The organism is Serratia sp. X10, assembly GCF_017811775.1.
GTDB classification, from domain to species: domain Bacteria; phylum Pseudomonadota; class Gammaproteobacteria; order Enterobacterales; family Enterobacteriaceae; genus Serratia; species Serratia ureilytica.
Genome location: NZ_JAEIOH010000003.1, coordinates 591,268 through 613,194 on the forward strand (window position 1 = coordinate 591,268; position 21,927 = coordinate 613,194).

A 21,927-nucleotide genomic window follows, 5' to 3' on the forward strand; every position below is an offset into this window, starting at 1 on the left:
GCGATACCGCGAGAGGAATAATAAGTAGAAGCCCTGAACGCCCGGCACTTAGAATGCATTAAAATAATAAAACCTAATGCCGTCAGAATATTAAACCGCATGATAAAGGGTTAAAATATTCCTGACCTCGTAAAGCGCCGCCATGCGACGCAAGAAAATACCGACACCGCGCCAATTCCACAGGGAAAATAACGTGACATTGAAAAACATCGCCACGACGTTCATGGCATGCCTGCTGTTATCCGGCTGTCAGCACGCCGCCAAATCGGCCCCTGACGCCGCCATCCAGCGCGACCAGCTGTCATCGCTGGTCGGCGCCGGCCAGTTTCTGAGAGAACGCTGCAACCGCGCCGATATCCCGGCCAACGACCCACTCGCGGCGGCGGCGTTGCAGGCGGCGGAGAGAAAAGGCTGGGCGCCGGCGCTTAATCGCCCCCAGTTGCTTGACGCAGGCAAAAACGTCGCCGCGCAGCTGGAGGCCGACGCCACGCCGTTGCAGGAGAAGTGCAGCGGACTCAACCGAACGCTGGCGCCGTTTTTAGCCCAGCTCCGTTAACCCGCCAGCGGTAGCGCAAGCCACTGGCAGGCTACCGCGCCGGCGCCCGCCGCCGCCAACCCCGGGCCGAAAGGCAGGGGCTGCGCCCCATCGCCGCCGCGCCACACCCACAGCAGCAGCCACATCAGGCTGCCGGTGGCGGCAAACAGCAGAATCGACGGCAAAACGGCATAGCCGCCCCAGGCGCCGAGCGCAGCCAGCAGTTTAAAATCGCCGTATCCCAGCCCCTCGCGGCCTGTCGCGAGACGAAATCCCCAATACAGCAGCCACAGCGTCAAATAACCCGCCAGCGCGCCGATGACCGCCGTCGACAAAAATGCCGGGTGCGCCAAGCAATGCCACAACAGCCCGGCCCACAGCAGCGACAGCGTCAGGCAATCCGGCAACAGCTGACGCTCGCTGTCGATCGCCGCCAAGGCCAGCAGCAATGCAGCAAACGCCAACATGAAAAACCAATCCAAACCGATGCCGACGCGCCAGGCCAGCGTTATTCCCATTAGCATCAGCAATAGCTCCACCAGTGGATAACGGATGGAAATAGGCTTGCGACAATAACGACAGCGACCGCGCAACAGCAGCCAACTTAATAAAGGAATATTATCGAGCGCCGATATTTTCATTGTGCAACACGGACAGAATGAACGCGGCAAAAAGAGATTAAATCGTTCGGCCTGCGCCATTTCCATTTCGCGCTCAAGCATGACAGGCAGCCGATAAACGACCACATTGATAAAACTGCCGATGCACAGGCTCAACACGGCGCTAAATATCAGCCAGTGTTCATCGGCCACTGCGTTTATTGCGGATAGCATGGTTTTCTGGATCCTATATTGTCGTCGCGTGGGTTACATCGCCGGCTGCGCCGTTACCCGCAGTAGGCTGATTTGCACCACGCCCGGCGCCTGCCCCGCACGTTCTGCGGCGAGTGAGAGCACGCGGATCCCGTGCTCGCGTTGCAGGGCGGCCAGCCACGGCAACAGGCGTTCAAACGGCACGGGCGGCAGCGTGACCCGCACATCCGCTTCACTTTCCGTCAGGTCGGCGATGGCGATGCGATAGGCCTGCGCGCTCTGTCGCAGTCGCTCCGGCAGTTGCTCGCGCGCGGCGGCGCTCTGCGGCAAACGCGCCTGCAGTTGCTGGATGACGCGCGCCTGCTCCCGCAGCGCCGCCAGCCGTTGTGCGTTTTTTTGCGCCTGTGAAAATTGATACAGGCAGTAGCCGCAGGCCATCAGCATCAACAGGCTTAACAGCACTGCCCGCCGCAGCGCCTTATCGCGCCAACCGATATTCATCGCTCACCTCTCACCGTCAGGATCGCCTGGTTAGGCGCGCTTCCCTCGCTGAACGTCATGCTGACGCCGCCGTCGTTGACCGGCGCCGGCAGCGGCGCGTCGTTTCTGTTTACCGTCACCACCAAACGATCGTCGGCGGCGTCGAAAGCCAGCGCCTGCAACTGCGGAGGTTCCCAGACAGCAAGCGCCTCGGCCGCGTAGGGCAACAGCCTGAACAGCTGCGGCGCATTCAGGGTGTCTTGCATACGCCGTGCCCACGCTTGCGCCGCCCGTTCGGCAAACGCCGGCGCGGTCTCGCCACTCGGCAGCAGGCGCTGAGACAGCGCCGTTATCTGGCTTTCGCTCTGTCTGGCCATCAATTGGTGATGCAAGCCCCCCAGCAGCAGCGAACCGCTGAGCAGCAGCATCGCGCAGGCGGTCTTATCGGGCAAACGGCGCGGCCAACGCACGCCCGGTTTGAAACGCCCCTGCAACAGCGTGGATGTGCTATTCCAGGCCTCTTCCGCCAATCGCCACAGCGGATCCTCATCGATACGCGCCGTTTCCCAGCCCGCTGGCACCTCTCCGCCGCCGTGCAGACACCAATCCGGCGTCGGCCACGGGACGCTGTCCCCCCAGGCATCGGGCAACTGCATGCCCTGCATGCCCCCCGTTCGGAGCAGCCATTGTCCGCGCCAGCGCAGTGCGCTGCATTGGTTCGGCAACGGCAACGCCAGCACGTCGGGCAGCAGGGCATCGGCGCGAATGCCGCAGGCGTTGAGGCTATCAACCCAACCTTGCATCTGCGCCAGCGCGACGCCGGCGATAGTGAAATCGCGCTGCACCTTGCCCAGCACCGCCCAATGCATCTGCTCGACATCGGTCAACAACCCGATCTCATGGGAGTACGCCAGCGCCAGCGGCGTCGCCTGCCGGGCCTTGCCGTGGAATGTCGTTTGTCTCAGCACCACATGACGGGCAGGCACCAGCACCACAACCCGGCTGCCCTGCGCCATGGCCGCCAACTCACTACCGCCTTCGGCCAGATCGAGGCGGGCGGCAAAGCGGCAGCGCGTCTCGCCGACGCGGCCCCAGCGCACATCGGCCATCGCATCATCGTCCAGCGCGATAAGCAGGATGGTGTTCGCCATCGTTTATCCTTCCCCTCTGTCGAACCGACGTCCGCTGACCGTGACGCCTGACGGGCCCGGCTGCAACGCGCTGACCAGCCGATAGCGTCCGTCGTTCAGCCTAAGCTGCAGCTGCGCAATCCAGCGGTTATCGTCGAAAATCAGTCGCTCGCCAAGGTCATCCTCACCCAGCGCCTGCAGCGCTTTTTCCTGCGACAAAAACGCCAGCGTCTGCCAGCCCTGCGGCGGGCGGGCCGCCAGCAGCCCCCGCAGCCGCTCATCGCTCAGCGCGTTCATCAACATCGCCCGCAGCAGCGGCAGCTGAGCTTCGTTCACGGCGTCCGGATTGATGCGCAGCTCGGCATCCGGCGCCGCACAAAGCAGCGGCGCAAGACGCAGATAAAGCTCGCGGTCGATGCCGGCCAGCTCCCGCAGCTCGCTGACATCCCCCATCAGATACCCTTCGCCATAGGCTCTGGCGACGATCGCATCGGCAATCGCGCCCGCCTGGGCAGCGGCGATCCCCTGATTGTTCAATAACAGCATGAATATTCGCCTCTCCTTATTGGGGGTTCCCCCCTCGCTATCGCCGACATCCGCCGGGCCGGCGGCGCGGATCAGGGCGTTAAGGTTGAAACAGGCGTCGACGCGGCGCAGACGTATCGCCACTTCCCCCTCTTCGGTGCGCATGCTGAAGGTCGTCCCTGCGGCCCCCCACGCCTTCCGCTGCTCTCCCGCCTGCTGCAGCCGCTGCCGGGCGTAGCTCTCGCCGCCCAGCAGCAGCCATTTCGCCCGCAACCGATCCTGCTGCGACTGGGTGCGCGCCAGCGAACGCTGCCAGTTATCGTTGATATTGACCGCCACGATCGCCATCAGCGACATCATCAGCAACACCATCAACAGCGCCATACCGCGTTGTTTATTCATAGTGGCCTCGCAGCGGGCAGCGTGACGATGCGCCGGACTTCCCCCAGCGCGGGGGTGTCGATGGCGATCTCCACCGCCTGCGGCAGCAGCCCGCCGGCGCGCCAGGCCGTCAACCATTCGCCCTGCCGGTAAAAACGCAGTTGGAACCGCGTCACCTCAGACAGCAACAGCACGCTGCGCGCCGCCGCCTGCGGGCTGCTCAAATTCGGGTAACTGAGGCGTTCGAGCCGCCCCTGCCGGTAGCGATACGCCACCCGCTCCTGCGTGGCGCGCGGCAATCGGGCCAGGGGATTCGGCCAGCCGTTTCGAATCAGCAGCAGCTGAAAATCGCCGCCTTCCTCTCCCGCCGTCTGCTGCACCGCAAACTCCGGCGCCGCCGGCCAACGTTTATCGCCGGTCGGCGCGCGCACCTGCGCCTGCGTCAAATCGCGCTCGACGATCGCCAGCGCCCGTTGCAGCTGGGTCAACTGCATCGATTTGCGCTGGGTGATTTCGTCGTTTTTCAGCACGCCTCTGAAGACCGTCAATGCGGTGAGCGACAGCATGGCGAACAGGGCGATGGCCAACAGCATTTCCACCAGCGTAAAACCCCGTTGCAAAGCGCGCTTCACGGCAACGCCCTGTAGGCGAGCATTTCCACCAGCGCATTGCGATCCTGCGGGTCGCGCCTGACTTCAATCGCGATCGCCCGCATTCCGGCGTCGCTGGTCTCCCGCCCGCGATAGCGCCAGTGCCAGGTTTCACCGGCCATTACCGTGGCGCCCGAATGCCAGGCCAGCGTCGGTGGGCGGGGCTCGAGCTGCAGCAGCGTCAGCTGGTTGTCCGCCACCCACAGCGCCACGGTCTTGGCTTCGATCGCGCTCAGGCTACGCACCTGGCCACCGGTGCTGTTGATCAGCGCCAGACAGCCGATGGCGAAGATCATCAGGGCCACCATCACTTCCAGCAGCGTCATGCCCTGCTGGCGTCTCATTTTCCGCGTCATCGCAACGAATGTCCGTCGTTTCAAATACAAAGTAACCGGGCGCCTGCAATCGCCACAGACACTTGCCCTGCGATAGCTCCACGCTGAAGGCCGTGGTTTCGCCCCCCGGATACAGCCACACCTGCGGCAGCGCCGCCTCTGCGGCGAGCGCGACGGTTTGCCCTTCAACGCTCAGCCGCAGCGCGACGCCGTCCGGCAGAGCGTACTGCTCCCGGCTCTCCCGCCCCGCTTCGGCGACGCTGCGCCAACCGCCGTCATCGAACGCCACGCCATACCTCACCCCTTCGCGCTCGGCCCGCTCGGCGAGGGCATTCAGCCAATGGCTCAATCGCTCTCCCTGCTGCGCCAACGGCTTCTCATCCGCCGGAAAACTCAGCATCACCAGGCCGCTGGTCACCCCCAGCAGCAGCAATACCAACATGGTCTCCAGCAGCGTAAAACCGCGTATGCGCCTCATGGCGCGTCGGCCACCCAGTTACCGATGTCATCATCGGTATCGGCGACGCCGTCCGGTCCCAGCGTGAACACATCCAGCTTGCCATGGCGCCCCGGGTTGCGCAGACGGTACTCCTGCCCCCAGGGGTCTTGCGGCAAGCGGCGGATATAACCGTCTTCGGGATAATTCCTTGGGATCGGCGCCAGCGTCGGCCGGGTCACCAGCGCCGCCAGTCCCTGCTCCGCGCTGGGATAACGGCCGTTATCCAGCTTGTACATATCCAGCGCGTTCTCCAGCGCGACGATATCGCTGGCGGCCTTTTGCCGATCGGCCTTCTCCTTGTTACCCATCAGGCTTGGGATGGTCAGGCTGGCCAACAGCCCCAGAATGACGATCACCACCATGATTTCCAGCAGCGTGAACCCACGCTGCCGGGACCTGCGCATATTGCTGATATGACTCACTTTACTCTCCATTAACGGCATGATTAACCGACCATATTATTGAGCTGCAGTATCGGCTGCAGGATGGCCAGGATGATAAACAGCACCGAACCGGCCATCGCGATCACCAATAAAGGCTCAAACAGCCCCAGCGCCAGCGTGATTTGCCGGCTGAAGGCCTCCTGCTGCATCGCCGCCGCCCGTTCGAGCATCATGTCCAGTTCGCCGCTGCGCTCGCCAGACATGATCATGTGTCGCATCATCGGCGAGAACAGCGCGGTGCCTTCAAGCGACGGCGACAATCCTTCTCCCTCTCGCACCCGCTCCATCGCCGCCAGCAGGCGCTCACGGGCGGCCTCGTTGCCCAACACGCCGGCGCTGATGCGCATCGCCTCCAGCAATGGCACGGCGCTGGCGTTCAAAATGCTCAGCGTTTTGGCGTAGCGCGCGGTATTCACCGCCAGCGACAGCTTGCCGACCACCGGCAGCCGCAGGATGAACGCATGCCAGCGTGTGCGCCGCGCCGGATCCCGCAGGCGATAACGGAAAGCGCCAAGGCCCGCCAGCGCCGACATCAACACCGCCGCCCCCCATTGGCGCAATCCATCGCTGGCGCCGAGCAGCATCCGGGTCGACAGCGGCAAGGTCTGCTTCATATGCACAAACTGTTCGATCACCTTCGGCACCACTGCCGTCAGCAAGATAGCCACCACGCCAATCGCCACCGCCGTCAGCACCATCGGGTACACCAACGCCTGCACGATCTTGTTCTTCATGTGCTGGCGCTGTTCGACATAGTCAGCCAGCCGTTCCAGCACCGGCCCCAGATGGCCGGCAATCTCACCGGCCGCCACCATGGCGCAATAGAGACGGTCAAAAATATGCGGATACTGCCCCAGCGCCTGCGCCAGCGGGAAACCCTCCAGAATGCGCTGCCTCACCTGAGTCAACGCCGCCTGCAGGCCTTTTTTCTCCGTTTGCCGCGCCACCGCCATCAGCGCCTCTTCCAGCGGCAGCGCGGCGGACAGCAGCGTCGCCAGTTGCCGGGTGAGCAGCGCCAGATCGCCGCTGCTCACGCCGCTCATCCAACGGCCGGCGAGCAGGCCGGCAAGAGCGGATCGCCTGCGCGCCTGCACCGCCAGCACCTGCCACCCCTTCTCACGCAGCCGATCGCGGGCGTGGCGCAAAGAATCCGCCTCCAACACGCCACGCCGGGCGCGCCCCTCACGATCGCAGGCGCGGTAATCAAACTTCATCGCCATCCCCTTCGCGCGTCACCCGCAACACTTCTTCCAGGCTGGTCTCTCCGGCGCACATTTTGGCGATCCCATCCTGGCGCAGGGGCTGATAGCGCTCCCCGGCCAGCCTGGCGATGTCCAGCTCACCGTCGCTACGGTGGATTGCCCTGCGCATCGGTTCATCCAGCACCAACAGTTCATGCAAACCGATTCGGCCGCGATAGCCCTGCCCGCCACAGGCCTCGCATCCTATCGGGCGCCAGCAGGTCAGCGCCTGCGTCGACGCCAGCCCCAGTTGGCGCCGCTGCGCGTCAGGCAGCGCATAAGGCTCGCGACAGTGCGGGCAAAGCCGGCGCACCAGGCGCTGCGCCAGCACGCCGCTCAGCGAGCTGGAAAGCAAAAACGGTTCAACGCCCATGTCCCGCAGCCGGGTCACGGCGCCGATCGCCGTGTTGGTATGCAGGGTCGACAGCACCAGATGCCCGGTCAATGAGGCCTGCACCGCGATCTGCGCCGTTTCACCGTCGCGGATCTCGCCGATCAACACCACATCGGGATCCTGACGCAGCAGCGCGCGCAGCCCGCGCGCGAAGGTCATGTCCACCTTGGGGTTCACCTGCGTCTGCGCGATGCCGGCCAGTTCATACTCGACGGGATCTTCGATCGTCATGATGTTGCGCTGTTCGTCATTGATCTGGTTCAGCAAGGTATAGAGCGTGGTGCTCTTGCCCGAACCGGTCGGCCCGGTGACCAGAATAATGCCGTGCGGCTGGCGGATCAGGCGCTGCAACGCCTGTTGGTGCGCCGCCGCCATGCCCAGGCTGGGCAGTTCGAGCCGCACGCCCTGTTTATCCAACAGGCGCATGACCACGCGCTCGCCGTGGCTGGCCGGCATCACCGACACCCGCACGTCGATCGCCCGCCCGCCAACTTTCAGCGCCATGCGCCCATCCTGCGGCACGCGCTTCTCGGCGATATCCAGCTTCGACATGACCTTGATGCGCGACACCAGCAGCGCCGCCAGCTTGCGCTGCGGCGCCAGAATGCGGCGCAGCGCGCCGTCGATGCGAAAACGGATCACCAGCTCGCTCTCGTAGGTTTCGATGTGAATATCGGAGGCTCGCTCTTTGATCGCCTCACTCAGCAAGGCGTTAATCAGGCGGATAATCGGCGCATCGTCCTGTTCGTCCAACAGGTCTTGCTGCTGCGGCAGCTCTTCCGCCAACGCATAGAAATCCAGTTCGCCGCCCAGATCGTCGATCATTTTCTGCGCCTGGCCGCTTTCCCGCTGATAGTGCGCCACCAGCCGTTGTTCAAAGGCCTCCGTGTCCAGCCGGGCCAGCGTCGGCTCACCGGGCAGGCAGCGGTACGCCTCCATCAATGCGGCGTGGCGGGTCTCGGGGTGACAATACAGTTGAATGCCGCTCTGCCCGTCGACGGCCAGCACGCCATGCTGCCGCGCCCAGCCAAAAGGCAGCCGCGGCCCCGCAGAACGGGGCTTCACGGGCGCGCTCCGCGCGAATAAAACGCCTCGATACGCGCGACGGTGGCGAGGAACGCCCGATTGTCGACCGCCTTCTTATCGCCGGCGATCTCGCTGCGCAGTGCGTTATTCAGCTCACGATCGTCCTGCTGCTCGGCGTCGAACTTGCCTAACTTGCGCTGGCTCTGCCGGGCATACCCCTCGGTGCTGCGAATGATGGTCGGGCGGATAAACAGCATCAAATTACGCTTGCTCGCTTTGGTGGCGTTCGAGCGAAACAGCGCCCCCACCAGCGGGATCTTGCCCAGGATCGGCACGCTGCTCTCCAGCTCCGAATTGGACTTGTCCAGCAGCCCGCCCACCACCACGGTCTCACCGCTGTCCACCAGCACCGTATTGTTGACCGTGCGGATATTGAAGGTCGCCCCCAGCGAATCCGGCGTGGCGCCGGCGCTGTCGGCAACGCTGGAGACCTCCTGCTCGATCTGCATCAGCACGGACTGGCCCTGATTGATCTGCGGTTTGACCTTGAGCTTGATGCCCACCGTTTTGCGCGACACGGTATTGAAAACATTATCGCTGTTGGTGGTTTGCGAACCGGTGAGGATCGGCACATCCTGCCCGACGCTGAACTCCGCCTCGGCGTTATCGAGCGTAACGATGCTCGGCGTAGCCAGGATATTGTTTTGGTTGTTGCTGGCGATGGCTGACAGCAATACGCCCCAGTTGCCGCTGTAAAAACCGGTCATCAGGCCGTTGGCCTTGCCGAACACATCGCTCATGCCGTTTTCGAACCCCGCCGAGATGCCGGGCGCCTGGCCGGCGAACTGCGTGCCGCCGCCGTATTTGTTGGCCCACTGCACGCCGATGTTCAGCCCCTGCCCATCCTGCACTTCGACGATCACCGCTTCGACCAGCACCTGCGCGCGCCGTACATCCAGCTTGGCGACCACCGCCTCCAGATCGCGCATCACGTCTGGCGCGGCGGTGATGATCAGCGCATTGGTCTGCTCATCGGCCTTGATCACCACATTTTTCAATAGCGCCACGTTGGCGGCGGCGCTCTCTTTCTCGTTTTGCAGGCCCGCGCTCACGCCGGTCAGCACCTCGACCAGGCTCTGCGCCTTGGCGTATTTGAGCGGAATGACCTGGGTATTGCCCTGGGTGACACTCTTGTTATCCAACTGCTCAATCAGTTCTTTGGCGTGTTCGCGGGCCCGATCGTCCCCGGCGATCATCACGCTGTTGGTGCGCTCATCCGCCACCAGCCGCAGCGAGCCTGCCCCGGCCATACGCCGTTTGCCCTCTTCGCGAAACAGCTCGTTCACCATCCGCGCGATCTCCGGCGCCGCCGCATGCTTCAGCGCGAAGGTCTCGACCTGATTGCCGTCGTCCTGATCCATCTCCCTGACAAGGTCGAGCAGGCCGTTGACCACCCCGGCTCGGCCGGTGATCAACAGCGCATTGCCCTGCTCGTAATGCGCCACACTGCCCACGCCGATGCTGTCGTTAAGCTGGCGCAAGATCGGCGAAACGTCTTTGGCCGCGATATTGCGCAGCGGCACCACGCGCATCACCACTTCATCCCCTTCAGCGATCGCCTCGCCGCCGCTTTGCGACAGCGCGGCTCTTTTGCCCTCTTTGGCGGCGATCACCTTCAGGACATTGTTGGGCATGCCGATGACCGTATAGCCGTAGACGTCCAGCACATTGAGAAAGAACTGGTAATATTGTTTCTCGTCGAGCTGTTCGTAGCTGCGCACCGTAACCTTACCTTTCACCGCCGGATCGATAATGATGGTCTTGCTCAGGTTTTTACTGACCGTATTGATAAACTCCTGAATGTCCGTGCCTTTGAAATTGGCGGAGAATTGCTCCGCACGCGCCAGGCCCCCCAGGGCAATCATGACGGCCACCGCCGCTAACGCGCGCCATAAACCGGCGCTCCAGCCTGCGCGGGAACGAAAAATAAAATGCGTCATCACAGTGTTGCCTTATGCTGTAAAACACCCCACGCCGAAGCGGCGCGCCGGCTACTCTTTAAACGTCAGCGCGGCGTAATAACCGTTTTCATCGAGCAGTATTTTGTTTTTTAATATCCGCACGATAACGGCATTGCTGCCGACCAGCCGATCGCCAACGCCATACCCGGTTTGCTTACCGCCATGTTCCACGATAACCAGGCTTTTTTCGGCGTTATCACTGAACAGCAGACCGGTTATCTTGCCGAGCGCCGCGGCCTCCGGCGCGTTAGCCAGCAGCTCGGCGCCGATCGCCCACTCGCCGACCTTATACCCGCGCGCCTTTTCGCCGCTTTTCGCCGCCTGATAGCGGCCAAACCAGTGTGCGTCGTTAATTTTCTCGATGTCATCTTCCTGGGGAAAGACGCCATGGCGCACTTGCTCACGCCCACTTTCAAGGTGCGGCTCAACGGGTTCGTTATTCACGGTTATCATTCGCCATCCCTGATAAAGCATGAACGTCAAATTAGCCAGGAAGAAAAGTAGAATAAAAAAGTCTATTAACCGCTTGCTCACTGGCCCCCCGGTTATTCAACGGCGCCAACGCTAAGCGGAAATGCCCAACACCATCGCCACGGAAAACAGCAGCGTGATGGCCAGCGCCACTTTATAATTCACGGCGTCCAGCCACGTTCGCCGCTGTTTATTAGCCGCCGGTGCCAAGCATTGCTCCCGCGTATTCGCGCGTTCGCAGGCCTGGAAACTCAGCATCACGCCAAATCGAGGAATGGTTTTGATCACCTCGCCCGGAATACCGTGGCGGGAGAGCAAAGCGCGGCATTGGAATATCATTTGATAATAGTTATTGTCGCTGATGGTCTCATGGTTGCAGAACCAGACTGCGCGAATAATGTCATTTTTCTTATAGATGCCACTCAACAGGCACAGCATGAAACGCCGCTGCAATTCGGTCATTTCGATGAGCACATTCTCTTTTTTAAATAACAGCGTCTTTTCATTGTTATTTAATATCACCAACTCATTTTCCAACAGAGTCTCGTTCAGGGCAATGCTATGTATGTCCATCTCTCGCCTATCAGTTTAATGAAGTCCAAAGGCTCCCTGTGCCATTACCTTTGCACGCATTCGGCAGATGCATTTTCAACGCAAATAAGTGATTCGCCGTTTTAAGAGCCAGCTCAATTAATCATGTTAAAAATAATCATGCAACTTATTTATTTAAAATAAACAATATAAAATTAATATAACAAACCAATACCACCATGGAGCCATTAAATCATTTAAAAACATAACGATAGGAGAATTTATAAAATAAGTAAATCGCCATTAAATTCGATTAATGATGCGAAAAATAGACAATACCTGATAATAACTCATGTTATTAGTTGCGCACTAAAAAGATGGCGGAACGCTATAAGCGGCAAATAAAATGCATCTTTCGCGGAGGGAGAAATAAAGCAAACGTCAGGATTCAATATTGCATAAGAACATCGGAGAGTAGGCATTGCTAAACATCAACGTATTCTTGTCAATGCTACGAATATGATAAAACGTCGACTCATTGCTGAAAAAGTAGGTATAAATCTCTTCCGGCAAGGTATCACGCGGCGAATAGTTGACCTCGCCATACTGAAAGCGATAAAAACTCCCCTGCGAAACATAGCTGAAGTTAACCCGCCGATTGACGAAGTATTTCTTTTCACCGTCGTTGGCCAACCCCGACAGGACCATCACGCCCTTATCGCCGGACAAAAAGATGTAGTTTACTTTCAGCGACAGCTGAATGTCGTTATGGGCCGCCTGCGCGTCCAGTGAATTGAAATAACTGAACGTGGCATTCGCTTCGCAGGAAAAATCACTGAAGTCATGATGGTTGCGTATCAGGGAATACATCACGCTGCCGGTCAACACGCACAGGCCGACCAGCGTGGCTGACAGAATATTTAACTTTTTTTCCATGCCCGAATGTACTCGCTCTCACAGTTATGCAAAACAGCCGCACTGTCCTTCGTGCATTTGGCGATAAACTGGCGTCCGCTGTCTTCATTGGCATTTTGAGAACGGTTAACCTTGGTAATGACGACCTCGCCGGATCGGCAATGCCGGCCATACAAATCTTTCCTGACCAGAAACTGCAAGTAGCCGTCCTGGTGATTCTCCAAAAAATGGCCGGCATAGTAGATCGGGCAACCGTTCACCGTGCCGACGTAGGACAATACCTGCTTCTTTTCACTGTCGCGATGGTGCTTGTAATAGATGAAGCACAGCGCCAGAAAAGATAAGGGTACGACGATCGATAAACTGCGCAGCAGAATAAAAAAATAGTGATGGGTGTTTTTTGTCGTTGCGGCAGGTGACGCCAACGTCACCGAGGCATCCGCAAGCTGGGGGGACTCGGGTAAATCAATCCGCAATCGGTCAACAGGTATTATTCGATTAAGTCTATACCCCTTTTTGGATAGGGTAACGATGAGGCGCTCATTGAAACCGACAGACGTCAATGCGCGTCGGGTCAGGCTGATATATTGATTTAACGTCGCGGAAGAGGCGCTCAAGCCGTGATCGGTCCAAACCTGCTGCAACAGCATCTCGCGGCTCACCGTCTCATGGCCGTGTTCAAGCAAGCATTTGAATACTCTGGCATTGACGCTGGATAAGAAAACTTCCCGTCCCTTCTTTAAACTTTTCAATGAACCGTTTTCAGTATTAAATGTAATATCTTTATCAATGATATAAATCATGTTTAGCCTGACAGCGCACACGGGTTATTATTTAAACTTATTGAGCCAGTTCGACGACCGCCGCTAAGCGCGGATAGTTTTTTCGCATAGAGAAAAAACAATACTAACGTCATCCCAACAGGTGCGCAACTTTAAGAATTTTCCCCATCTCTCCATCCTTATTTGTCCCACAAATGGCGGTATACGCGCTATTTTTTCGCCGTCATCGGATCTGTTGGCAACAATACATTTTCATCAGGGGGATAAAGGCTAAAACGGTGCAGAGGGCACGCTTCGCGATCGAGACGTGAAAGTAACGCCTGTTCAGCGTATCGACTTGATGAATAACGGGGAAAAAGCGTTTTGCGGGACGCAAATGGGTGGGGACCCTGCCAGCTACATCCCGGCACACACGTCACCTGCTGCGGCTGCTTCCTTCCGGACCTGACCGAGTTCACAAGTTAGTGTTGCGGGAGAACCAACAGGGCCCCCATTGACGGCTTCTGTACTCCGAAGCGGTGGGCATTATCGGCGATGCCCCATCAAATAGCAAGCCAACCGGGGCCAACCGCTGTTTTCTTGCCCACCTGCATTGTGGCACACTCTCCGCCTGGGTTTTGACTCGCGCAGGAACTGCAACATGCAACCAGAAGACGCCTCTTTCAGCCAGCGGGTATTCCATATCGTGGCCGCTATTCCGTGCGGCAAAGTCACCACCTACGGTGAAGTCGCCCGTCTGGCCGGTTCGCCGCGCGCCGCGCGTCAGGTCGGCGGCGTGCTGCGGCGTTTGCCGGAGGGCAGCACACTGCCGTGGCACCGCGTAATCAACCGGCACGGGCAAATCTCGCAACAGGGGGAGGATTTTCAACGGCAACGGCAGGCATTGCTGGCGGAGGGGATTATCTTCGGCCCGCACAGCACGGTCGATTTCGATCGCTACGGCTGGCGCTGGTAAAACAAAACAGCCTTTGGCCGAAGCGCAAAGGCTGTTGATTGGGTCTTGCCGTACCGCTGCAGAATTACTGCATCGCGCTTGGCGCAGCCTGCATCGGCACGCCCTGCACCGGAACCAGCAGCAGATCGGCGCGGGTGCCGTTGCGGTTAACCACTTCCTGGATCGTGTCGGTAATGAACATCAGTCGCCCGTTGACCGTCACCGCCGCGCTCAGAATGATGCGCGCATTCGGTTGGATATCAGACGGATTATACGGCAGCGTAAAGTTGAACGGCGCTTGTTGCCCTTCGGTACGTATCGCGCGCTGTGCAATCACTTTGGACGGCGCATCCGCCAGCGAGGCATCAGAGAGGGTGACAGTCAGTACGGCGTCCGGCGGCAGCGCAATGCGCTGACGTATATTAACCGAACCTGTCACCGCCGGCCCCTGAATCTGCGTTTGCGCAGCCGCCGGGTTGCCGGCTGCCGGTGTAGGCACATCAGCACTCTTTTGCGCGCATCCTGCCAGCGTGATCGTCAGTGCTGCGGCACCGCCTACGATTTGCCAGAGTTTCATGGATCGGTCTCCTTTTTTATTATCAACACGTTGGTGGCTTTCACCACCTCACTCATTAAACTTAGCACAAAACACTGATAAATCCACTTTGTCCCGCCTATTAATCACTTAGCCAGCCCAATGCGCTCACTATTAAGAGCATTCTTATCGGCCCTTTAACGCAAGATATTGACGCCGCGCCGTGATATTCCGCACACTGCGCAAAATGATTATTAGAAAGGTAACAATTTTATGAGCCAGGCATTGCAAAACCTCCTCGATCTGTTGGATCTGGAGAAAATCGAAGAAGGGCTGTTCCGCGGCCAAAGCGAAGATCTGGGGCTGCGCCAGGTGTTCGGCGGGCAAGTGGTCGGTCAGGCGCTGTACGCCGCCAAACAGACGGTGCCGGACGAGCGCAGCGTGCACTCGTTCCACAGCTACTTCCTGCGCCCGGGCGACAGCAGCAAGCCAATCGTCTATGACGTAGAAACCCTGCGCGACGGCAACAGCTTCAGCGCCCGTCGCGTCAGCGCCATCCAGCACGGCAAACCTATCTTCTATATGACTGCCTCCTTCCAGAGCCCGGAAGAAGGTTTCGAGCACCAGAATCAGATGCCGGACGTGCCGCCGCCGGAAGGGCTGCTGTCCGAATCAGAGATTGCTCAGAAGCTGGCGCCGATGCTGCCGAGCAAAGTACGCGAAAAATTCATCGGTCAGAAGCCGATCGAAATGCGCCCGGTGAAATTCCACAACCCGTTGAAGGGTAGCGTGGAAGAACCGCATCGCTACGTGTGGTTCCGCGCCAACGGTAGCATGCCGGACGATGCGCGCATCCACCAATATCTGCTGGGCTACGCATCAGACTTTAACTTCCTGCCGACGGCGCTGCAGCCGCACGGCGTCGGCTTCCTCGAGCCGGGCATGCAGGTGGCCACCATTGACCATTCGATGTGGTTCCACCGCCCGTTCCGCATGGATGACTGGCTGCTGTACGCGGTGGAAAGCTCCTCCGCCTCCGGCGCGCGCGGTTTTGTGCGCGGCCAGATCTACACCCGCGACGGCGTGCTGGTCGCCACCACCGTACAGGAAGGGGTGATTCGCCAACGCGACGCCTGATTTGCGGCATAAAGAAAGGGGCGATGTTTCCATCGCCCCTTTTTGCTTCATCATTATTTTCGTATTTAGCGCACTGCCCTGCTTCGAGTCTTACTGGTTGTAGGCGCTCTCGCCGTGGCTGTTGACGTCCAACCCTTCGCGCTCCTGCTCTTCCGGCACTCTCAGTCCCACCATGGCGCCCGCGATCTTGAAGGCGATAAAGGCGGCGACGCTTGACCACACCAGCGTAATCACGACGCTCACCAGCTGGATCCACACCTGATGGCCCATCGTCACCCCTTCGGCATAGCCGGTGCCGCCGAGGGAAGAAGCGGTGAACACGCCGGTCAGCAGACAGCCGACGATGCCGCACACGCCGTGCACGCCAAACACGTCGCAGGTGTCGTCCACTTTCAGCCATTTCTTCAACGTCACTACGCCCCACAGGCCGGCGACGCCCCCCACCAGGCCGATGATCAACGCGCCGCCCACGCCCACGGTGCCCGCCGCCGGCGTAACGGCAACCAGCCCGGCGATCATGCCGGAGCAGGCGCCCAGCAGCGAAGGCTTGCCGCGCAGCACCCACTCGGCGAAGGTCCAGGACAGAATGGCGCCCGCAGTAGCCACCACAGTGTTCAGGAATGCCAAGGCCGCAATGCCGTTAGCCGCGCTGGCGGAACCGGCGTTAAAGCCGAACCAGCCGATATACAGGATGGATGCGCCGGTAAACACCATCGGCAGGTTGTGCGGTTTGAACGCCTCTTTACCGAAGCCGGCGCGTTTGCCGAGCAGATAGGCGCCGATCAGCCCGGCGCTGGCGGCGTTGATGTGCACCACGGTGCCGCCGGCGAAGTCCAGCGCGCCGTCGGTGGCCAGATAGCCACCGCCCCACACCATATGCGCGATCGGCAGGTAAGACAGGGTGAACCACAGGATCGCGAAGATCAGCACCGCCGAGAAGCGAATGCGTTCGGCGAAGCCCCCCACCACCAGCGCCACGGTAATGCAGGCGAAGGAGGCCTGGAAAGCGACGTGGATCATCTGGCTGATGCTGCCGGTGACGCTGTCGATGCCGATGCCTTTCAGCATCGCCGTCTGGAATCCGCCGAACACCGCATTGCCTTCGCTGAACGCCAGGCTGTAGCCATACAGCACCCACAGCACGCAGACCAACGCAAAGGTGACGGTGACCTGCGTCAGCATCGACAGCACGTTTTTGCCGCGCAGCAGGCCGCCGTAAAATAGCGCGATGCCCGGCAGCGTCATGAACAGCACCAACGCGGTGCAGATCATCATAAAGGCGTTGTCGGCCTTATCGGCGACCGCCGGGGCGGCCAGAGCCAAAGAAGGAACCAGGGTTACCGAACTCAGGCCCAACATGGATAACAGTCTTTTCATTATCAATCATCCCCATCACTTAACTGAGTTCGCGGTTACAGTGCCGATTCGTCGGTTTCGCCGGTGCGAATACGGATCACGCGTTGCAATTCGGCAACGAAAATTTTGCCGTCGCCGATTTTGCCGGTGTAGGCGGCTTTGCTAATCACATCAACCACTTCATCCAACTGATCGTCGGCGATGGCGATATCGATTTTGACCTTGGGCAGGAAGTTGACGTTATATTCGGCGCCGCGATACAGCTCGGCGTGCCCCTTCTGGCGGCCAAAGCCCTTCACTTCGGTTACGGTCAACCCCTGAATGCCCACGGAGGACAAGGCCTCGCGCACGTCCTCCAGCTTGAACGGTTTGATTACCACGGTCACCAGCTTCATATTGCCTCTCCACGAATTAAGCCCAAACTCACCCCGGTACGCCTCATATGTAGCAAGGACTGTGCCAAATTTTATTTTGCATGGCGATTCAGCGGATTAGCAGACACGCGGGCGCCGCCGCGGCGCGGCGCAGTACCGATACCTTGAATGGGTTAAATAATGCGCACTGATTTGGTGCGCGTCGCGTCGAAAAAGTGCAGAAAGGGGGCGTAGCCTGGCGGAGTTGCCTGCTTGTGGTGCGTTGGGAAAAATAAGGGCCGCGATCGCGGCCCGTGGGATCAGGCGGGTTGGCTCTCCTCGCGCACCGCTTCCGCCAACTGCTCGCCCGCCAGCTGCAGCTGATACATCTGGTAGTAGCGCCCCTGCTGCGCCAGCAGCTGTTGATGGTTGCCCTGCTCCACCGCCTGGCCGCGATGCAGCACCAGAATGGAATCGGCATCGACGATCGTCGAGAGGCGGTGAGCGATCACCACCAGCGTGGTGTGCTCGCGGATCACGCGCAGCGCCCGCTGGATAGCCTGCTCGGTGCCCGAGTCGATGTTGGCGGTCGCCTCGTCGAGGATCAGGATCTGCGGCGCCTGCACCAATACCCGCGCCATCGCCAGCAGCTGTTTCTGCCCGACCGACAGGTTATTGCCCTGCTCCCCCAGCCGGGTATGGATACCCTGTGGGAAGCCGCGCACCAGACTCGCCAGCTGCACCGTTTCCAGTGCCCGCCAGACGGCTTCTTCATCGATGTTGCGCCCCAGCGTCACGTTGGCCAGCACCGAATCGGCGATCACCACCGGATCCTGTTGCACCATCGCCACGCCCTGGCGCAGCGTGCGGTGCGACAGACTGGAGAGCGGACGACCGTCGAGACGCACTTCCCCTTCGCTGACCGGGTAATAGCCCATCAGCAGGTTAGCCAGCGTGCTCTTGCCGCTGCCGGTGTGGCCGACCAGCGCCACGAAGCCGCGTGAGGGCACCGCCAGCGAAATATGCTGCAGCACCTTTTTATCCGCACGGTAGGCGAAGCTCAGATCGGTGATGTCGATGCTGCCGCCGGCCAACGGACGATCGTCTGCGCCGTAGCTTTGCTGGCTGCGATCCATCAGTTCGAAAATACGTTCGCCGGCCACCACCGCCTGCTGCAGGATCGACTGTTGTGACGTCAACTCGATCAGCGGTTCGTTCAAACGCCCCAGGTAGTTGATGAAGGCATAGAGCACGCCGACGCCAATCACGCCTTCGCCGCTGAAGCCGAACAACATCAGCAAACCGCACAGCACCAACGCTGAAAACAGACTGAGCAGCGGCCGCAGCAGAAAACCGTCGAGCCGCAGCGTCTGCATGCGCGCAAGATAGTGCGACTGGCTGGCGGCGCTCATGCGCTCGCCGAAGCGCACCTGCTGGCGGAACTGCTGAATTACGCCCATGCCGTTGATCACTTCGTTGAAACCGTCGTTGATGTCCGCCAGATAACTGCGCACCCGGCGCACGATCGGCGTGCTGTAATATTGATAGATGCCCATCACCACGAACACCGCCGGGAAGATGCAGATAGCCACTAACGCCATGCGCCAGTCGAGGCTGAACATCGCCACCAGCATGGCGCCGATCAACGCGGCGCTTTTCAGCACCGTGGAGACCACCATCACGTACAGGTCCTTGATCACTTCGGTGTCGTTGGTGACGCGCGAGATCAATTGCCCGACCGGTTGCGTGTCGAAGGCGCTGAGCGGCTGGCGCAGCGCGGCGTCCATCACGTCGGTACGCAGCCGCTGCACCACGCCTACCGCCGCCTGATTGAACAGCAGCGCCTGGAAGTAGTGCAGCGCCGCCGCCAGCAGCTCCAGCAGAATGTAGGCCGCCGCCAGCCCGCCGACAATCATCAGCGGCAGTTGCCCTTTGGCGACGTAATTATCGATAAAATAGCTGACCAGGATCGGCCCGGCGACTTCCGCCGCCGCCGCCACCCACAGCATCAGCACCGCCACCCCCAGCGGTTTGCGGTACGGCGAGCCGTAGGCCAGCAGCCGCTTCAGCGTCGGCCACAGCTTTTGCACTTTATTCATCGGCTAACGCCTCCTCGCCGTTTTCCGGCGCTTCGTCCAGCGCCGCTTCCAGCTGCTGATAACGGTACATATCGCGATACCAGCCCGGCTGCGCCGCCAGCGCCGCCGGATCGCCACGCTGCGCCACGCCGCCGTGCTGCATCACCAGGATTTCGCTGGCCTCGGTCAATGCCGACAGCCGGTGCGCGCTGATGATCACCGTGCGATCTTGCCCCCAGCTGCGCAGGTTGTGCAGGATCTGGTGCTCGGTACGGCCGTCCACCGCCGACAACGCATCGTCGAGGATCAGGATCTCCGCATCCAGCAGCAACGCGCGCGCGATGGAGATGCGCTGTTTCTGGCCGCCCGACAGCATCACGCCGCGTTCGCCCACTTCGGTGTCATAGCCCTGCGGCAGCCGCAGAATGTCCTCATGGACGCTGGCCAGCCGCGCCGCCTGTTCAATCTGCGCCTGCGTCGCCCCCGGATGGCCCAGCGCGATGTTGTTCGCCACGGTATCGGAGAACAGGAACGGCGTCTGGCTCACCACCGACAGCCGCGAACGCCAGTCGTCGAGCCTGACCTGCGGAAGCGGCAGGCCGTGATAGCGGATCTGCCCTTGGTCGACGTCGAACTGACGCTGGATCAGCGACAGTAATGTCGACTTACCGGCCCCGGTCGGCCCGCACAGCCCCAGCATCTGCCCCGGCTTCAACGTCAGCGCCACGTCATGCAGCGCCGGGTGCGGGTTTTCCGGGTAGTGGAACGCGCGGATATCCACCTCCAGCACGCCGCGCCCGGCCGGCAACGCCTGCGGGCCGTCCTGCACCGCCGGCGCCTCGTCGAGCAGGCTGCGGATACGGCTGTAGGCCGCGCTGCCGCGCTCGACGATGTTGAACATCCAGGCCAGCGCCAGCATCGGCCAGATCATCAGGCCGAGGTACATCACAAAGCTGGTCAGTTGCCCGAGCGTCAGCGAACCGTTCACCACCATCCAGCTGCCGCCGCCGATGGCCAGCAGGTTAGAGGCGCCGATGGCGATATAAATAGTCGGATCGAAGCGCGCATCCACCCGCGCCACGTGCATGTTCTTGGCGCCGGTCTGCGCCGCGACGTCGGCGAAGCGGTTGGATTGGTGATCTTCCAGCCCGAAGGCCTTGATCATGCGGATGCTGGTCATGCTTTCCTGCGCCTGATCGTTGAGGCTGGAAAACGCCGCCTGCGCCGATTTAAAGCGCTGGTGCAGCTGATCGCCGTAATATTTGATGGCGATAGCCATCAGCGGCATCGGGATTAACGCCAACACCGTCAGCTGCCAGCTGATTTGGGTGCTCATCACCACCAGCACCACCAGCCCCATCACCAGCGAATCCACCAGCGTCAGCACGCCTTCACCGGCGGCGAACACCACGCGATCCACGTCGTTGGTGGCGCGCGCCATCAGATCGCCGGTGCGGTGGCGCAGGTAGAACGCCGGGTTCTGCCGACTGAGCTGACGGTAAAAGTTTTCGCGCAGCTCGACCGCCAGCTGGTAGGAAGCGCCGAACAGCAGCACCCGCCACACATAGCGCAGCAGGTAAACGACGATCGCGGTGCCGATCATCAGCCCAAGCCAGGCCAACAGCACGCCAGTAGACATCTGTTTTTCGGTGACGCCGTCCACGATGATGCCGACCAGTTTAGGCGGCAGCAGTTGCAGGATGGCGATGACGATCAGCAATACCACCGCGCCCAGGTAGCGGCGCCACTCCCGGCGGAAGTACCAGCCGATTTGTGCAAATAATCTCACGCAGTTTGATTCCAGGGTTTTATGAGGTTTGTCTCTTTTTCCGCTTCAACGGAGCAGGATACCACCGTTGAGCCGCCCGTCCGGTGAACTTTTCACTCCGGCACCGGCAGCGCGGTGGTGTATTTGATTTTTTCCATAGCAAAGCTCGAGGTGACGTCGATAAGGCCCGGCACGCCGTTCACCAGGCGCTTGTAAAAACCGTCGTAACTTTTCATGTCCGCCACTTCGACCTGCATCAGGTAGTCGTACTCTCCCGCCATACGGTAGAACGCCAGCACCTCGGGCATCTGGCTGGTCAGCTGCACAAACGCCTGATACCACTCGCTGCTGTGCTGCTGGGTCTTGATCAGTACGAACGCCGTCAGCCCCAGGCCAAGCTTTTCGTTATCCAACAAAGCCACCCGACCGCGGATATAGCCTTCGTCTTCCAGACGCTTCAGGCGCTTCCAGCACGGCGTAGAGGTTAAATTAACCGCATCGGCCAACGCCTGCAGCGACTGGGTGCAATCTTGCTGCAGCATGCACAGCAGCTTACGGTCTGTTTTATCTAACATAGCGGCCACCTGGAGAAAAA

The 21,927-nt window shown here is 60.3% G+C and carries 24 protein-coding genes and 1 other RNA gene; 3 read left to right on the top strand and 22 right to left on the bottom strand.

Features of this window, described 5'->3' with window-relative positions; genetic code table 11:
• Positions 1-193: 193 nt before the first annotated feature.
• Positions 194-556, top strand: a complete 363-nt coding sequence (gene gspS, locus J9788_RS13215; RefSeq protein ID WP_052759924.1) for a type II secretion system pilot lipoprotein GspS — start codon at positions 194-196, stop codon at positions 554-556.
• Here gspS and J9788_RS13220 read toward each other — a convergent pair.
• From J9788_RS13220 to ffs, 16 genes are all read right to left on the bottom strand, one after another.
• Positions 553-1,368 (bottom strand): A24 family peptidase, encoded by an 816-nt coding sequence (locus tag J9788_RS13220; protein WP_182265014.1) that lies wholly within the window; start codon positions 1,366-1,368, stop codon positions 553-555. The two genes, gspS and J9788_RS13220, sit on opposite strands and share 4 nt — an antisense overlap.
• 33 nt (positions 1,369-1,401) lie before the next feature.
• On the bottom strand, positions 1,402-1,848 hold the full coding sequence (gene gspM, locus J9788_RS13225) for a type II secretion system protein GspM (protein ID WP_046897511.1): 447 nt from the start codon (positions 1,846-1,848) through the stop codon (positions 1,402-1,404).
• On the bottom strand, positions 1,845-2,978 hold the full coding sequence (gspL, locus tag J9788_RS13230; protein WP_046897512.1) for a type II secretion system protein GspL: 1,134 nt from the start codon (positions 2,976-2,978) through the stop codon (positions 1,845-1,847). Before gspL ends, gspM begins: the two co-directional genes overlap by 4 nt.
• A gap of 3 nt (positions 2,979-2,981) precedes the next feature.
• Complete coding sequence (gene gspK, locus J9788_RS13235; protein WP_182265015.1) at positions 2,982-3,884, bottom strand: type II secretion system minor pseudopilin GspK; 903 nt, start codon at positions 3,882-3,884, stop codon at positions 2,982-2,984.
• Complete coding sequence (gene gspJ, locus J9788_RS13240; protein WP_182265016.1) at positions 3,881-4,495, bottom strand: type II secretion system minor pseudopilin GspJ; 615 nt, start codon at positions 4,493-4,495, stop codon at positions 3,881-3,883. Before gspJ ends, gspK begins: the two co-directional genes overlap by 4 nt.
• Complete coding sequence (gene gspI, locus J9788_RS13245) at positions 4,492-4,857, bottom strand: type II secretion system minor pseudopilin GspI (protein WP_182265017.1); 366 nt, start codon at positions 4,855-4,857, stop codon at positions 4,492-4,494. The genes gspJ and gspI overlap by 4 nt, the downstream gene beginning before the upstream one ends.
• Complete coding sequence (locus tag J9788_RS13250) at positions 4,751-5,326, bottom strand: prepilin-type N-terminal cleavage/methylation domain-containing protein (RefSeq protein ID WP_182265018.1); 576 nt, start codon at positions 5,324-5,326, stop codon at positions 4,751-4,753. Before J9788_RS13250 ends, gspI begins: the two co-directional genes overlap by 107 nt.
• Positions 5,323-5,751: a type II secretion system major pseudopilin GspG gene (gene gspG, locus J9788_RS13255; protein WP_182265130.1), complete on the bottom strand. Its 429-nt coding sequence runs from the start codon at positions 5,749-5,751 to the stop codon at positions 5,323-5,325. The genes J9788_RS13250 and gspG overlap by 4 nt, the downstream gene beginning before the upstream one ends.
• 41 nt (positions 5,752-5,792) lie before the next feature.
• On the bottom strand, positions 5,793-7,004 hold the full coding sequence (gspF, locus tag J9788_RS13260; RefSeq protein WP_182265019.1) for a type II secretion system inner membrane protein GspF: 1,212 nt from the start codon (positions 7,002-7,004) through the stop codon (positions 5,793-5,795).
• Entirely contained in the window at positions 6,994-8,490 is a 1,497-nt protein-coding gene (gspE, locus tag J9788_RS13265; RefSeq protein ID WP_182265020.1) for a type II secretion system ATPase GspE, read from the bottom strand. The genes gspF and gspE overlap by 11 nt, the downstream gene beginning before the upstream one ends.
• Positions 8,487-10,451, bottom strand: coding sequence for a type II secretion system secretin GspD (gene gspD, locus J9788_RS13270; RefSeq protein WP_182265021.1), 1,965 nt, complete (start codon positions 10,449-10,451; stop codon positions 8,487-8,489). Before gspD ends, gspE begins: the two co-directional genes overlap by 4 nt.
• 51 nt (positions 10,452-10,502) lie before the next feature.
• Positions 10,503-11,006, bottom strand: coding sequence for a type II secretion system protein N (locus tag J9788_RS13275; RefSeq protein ID WP_141202245.1), 504 nt, complete (start codon positions 11,004-11,006; stop codon positions 10,503-10,505).
• 30 nt (positions 11,007-11,036) lie between these two features.
• Positions 11,037-11,480, bottom strand: a complete 444-nt coding sequence (locus J9788_RS13280; protein ID WP_226772955.1) for a CadC family transcriptional regulator — start codon at positions 11,478-11,480, stop codon at positions 11,037-11,039.
• A gap of 435 nt (positions 11,481-11,915) precedes the next feature.
• Positions 11,916-12,410, bottom strand: coding sequence for a FidL-like protein (locus tag J9788_RS13285; RefSeq protein ID WP_182265022.1), 495 nt, complete (start codon positions 12,408-12,410; stop codon positions 11,916-11,918).
• On the bottom strand, positions 12,395-13,192 hold the full coding sequence (locus tag J9788_RS13290; RefSeq protein ID WP_182265023.1) for a winged helix-turn-helix domain-containing protein: 798 nt from the start codon (positions 13,190-13,192) through the stop codon (positions 12,395-12,397). Before J9788_RS13290 ends, J9788_RS13285 begins: the two co-directional genes overlap by 16 nt.
• A gap of 366 nt (positions 13,193-13,558) precedes the next feature.
• Positions 13,559-13,655, bottom strand: an RNA gene (ffs, locus tag J9788_RS13295) — signal recognition particle sRNA small type.
• A gap of 156 nt (positions 13,656-13,811) precedes the next feature.
• Between ffs and J9788_RS13300 the strand changes: the two genes are divergently transcribed.
• Complete coding sequence (locus tag J9788_RS13300) at positions 13,812-14,126, top strand: MGMT family protein (protein ID WP_182265024.1); 315 nt, start codon at positions 13,812-13,814, stop codon at positions 14,124-14,126.
• A 64-nt stretch (positions 14,127-14,190) separates the two neighbouring features.
• Here the strand turns inward: J9788_RS13300 and J9788_RS13305 are convergent, their stop codons facing one another.
• Positions 14,191-14,682, bottom strand: a complete 492-nt coding sequence (locus J9788_RS13305; RefSeq protein WP_033642087.1) for a YbaY family lipoprotein — start codon at positions 14,680-14,682, stop codon at positions 14,191-14,193.
• Between the two features lie 231 nt (positions 14,683-14,913).
• Between J9788_RS13305 and tesB the strand changes: the two genes are divergently transcribed.
• Complete coding sequence (tesB, locus tag J9788_RS13310; protein WP_046897520.1) at positions 14,914-15,777, top strand: acyl-CoA thioesterase II; 864 nt, start codon at positions 14,914-14,916, stop codon at positions 15,775-15,777.
• A gap of 90 nt (positions 15,778-15,867) precedes the next feature.
• Here tesB and amtB read toward each other — a convergent pair whose 3' ends face one another.
• The 5 genes from amtB to J9788_RS13335 form a co-directional block, all read right to left on the bottom strand.
• The gene (gene amtB, locus J9788_RS13315) at positions 15,868-17,154 is read right to left on the bottom strand and encodes an ammonium transporter AmtB (RefSeq protein ID WP_046897521.1); all 1,287 of its coding nucleotides are present in this window, start codon (positions 17,152-17,154) and stop codon (positions 15,868-15,870) included.
• A gap of 35 nt (positions 17,155-17,189) precedes the next feature.
• Positions 17,190-17,528 (bottom strand): P-II family nitrogen regulator, encoded by a 339-nt coding sequence (glnK, locus tag J9788_RS13320; protein ID WP_004940327.1) that lies wholly within the window; start codon positions 17,526-17,528, stop codon positions 17,190-17,192.
• Between the two features lie 278 nt (positions 17,529-17,806).
• Positions 17,807-19,585, bottom strand: coding sequence for a multidrug efflux ABC transporter permease/ATP-binding subunit SmdB (smdB, locus tag J9788_RS13325; protein WP_117188093.1), 1,779 nt, complete (start codon positions 19,583-19,585; stop codon positions 17,807-17,809).
• On the bottom strand, positions 19,578-21,353 hold the full coding sequence (smdA, locus tag J9788_RS13330; RefSeq protein ID WP_182265025.1) for a multidrug efflux ABC transporter permease/ATP-binding subunit SmdA: 1,776 nt from the start codon (positions 21,351-21,353) through the stop codon (positions 19,578-19,580). Before smdA ends, smdB begins: the two co-directional genes overlap by 8 nt.
• Positions 21,354-21,445: 92 nt before the next feature.
• A complete protein-coding gene (locus tag J9788_RS13335) occupies positions 21,446-21,907 on the bottom strand; it encodes an Lrp/AsnC family transcriptional regulator (RefSeq protein ID WP_004940330.1) in 462 nt (153 codons plus the stop codon).
• Positions 21,908-21,927: the final 20 nt, after the last annotated feature.

Coding starts and splice junctions, on each gene's coding strand:
- J9788_RS13220 (WP_182265014.1), bottom strand. CDS start 1,368: ATGCTATCCGCAATAAACGCAGTGGCCGATGAACACTGGCTGATATTT.
- gspM (WP_046897511.1), bottom strand. CDS start 1,848: ATGAATATCGGTTGGCGCGATAAGGCGCTGCGGCGGGCAGTGCTGTTA.
- gspL (WP_046897512.1), bottom strand. CDS start 2,978: ATGGCGAACACCATCCTGCTTATCGCGCTGGACGATGATGCGATGGCC.
- gspK (WP_182265015.1), bottom strand. CDS start 3,884: ATGAATAAACAACGCGGTATGGCGCTGTTGATGGTGTTGCTGATGATG.
- gspI (WP_182265017.1), bottom strand. CDS start 4,857: ATGAGACGCCAGCAGGGCATGACGCTGCTGGAAGTGATGGTGGCCCTG.
- J9788_RS13250 (WP_182265018.1), bottom strand. CDS start 5,326: ATGAGGCGCATACGCGGTTTTACGCTGCTGGAGACCATGTTGGTATTG.
- gspG (WP_182265130.1), bottom strand. CDS start 5,751: ATGCGCAGGTCCCGGCAGCGTGGGTTCACGCTGCTGGAAATCATGGTG.
- gspF (WP_182265019.1), bottom strand. CDS start 7,004: ATGAAGTTTGATTACCGCGCCTGCGATCGTGAGGGGCGCGCCCGGCGT.
- gspD (WP_182265021.1), bottom strand. CDS start 10,451: ATGACGCATTTTATTTTTCGTTCCCGCGCAGGCTGGAGCGCCGGTTTA.
- J9788_RS13285 (WP_182265022.1), bottom strand. CDS start 12,410: ATGGAAAAAAAGTTAAATATTCTGTCAGCCACGCTGGTCGGCCTGTGC.
- J9788_RS13290 (WP_182265023.1), bottom strand. CDS start 13,192: ATGATTTATATCATTGATAAAGATATTACATTTAATACTGAAAACGGT.
- J9788_RS13300 (WP_182265024.1), top strand. CDS start 13,812: ATGCAACCAGAAGACGCCTCTTTCAGCCAGCGGGTATTCCATATCGTG.
- J9788_RS13305 (WP_033642087.1), bottom strand. CDS start 14,682: ATGAAACTCTGGCAAATCGTAGGCGGTGCCGCAGCACTGACGATCACG.
- tesB (WP_046897520.1), top strand. CDS start 14,914: ATGAGCCAGGCATTGCAAAACCTCCTCGATCTGTTGGATCTGGAGAAA.
- amtB (WP_046897521.1), bottom strand. CDS start 17,154: ATGAAAAGACTGTTATCCATGTTGGGCCTGAGTTCGGTAACCCTGGTT.
- glnK (WP_004940327.1), bottom strand. CDS start 17,528: ATGAAGCTGGTGACCGTGGTAATCAAACCGTTCAAGCTGGAGGACGTG.
- smdB (WP_117188093.1), bottom strand. CDS start 19,585: ATGAATAAAGTGCAAAAGCTGTGGCCGACGCTGAAGCGGCTGCTGGCC.
- J9788_RS13335 (WP_004940330.1), bottom strand. CDS start 21,907: ATGTTAGATAAAACAGACCGTAAGCTGCTGTGCATGCTGCAGCAAGAT.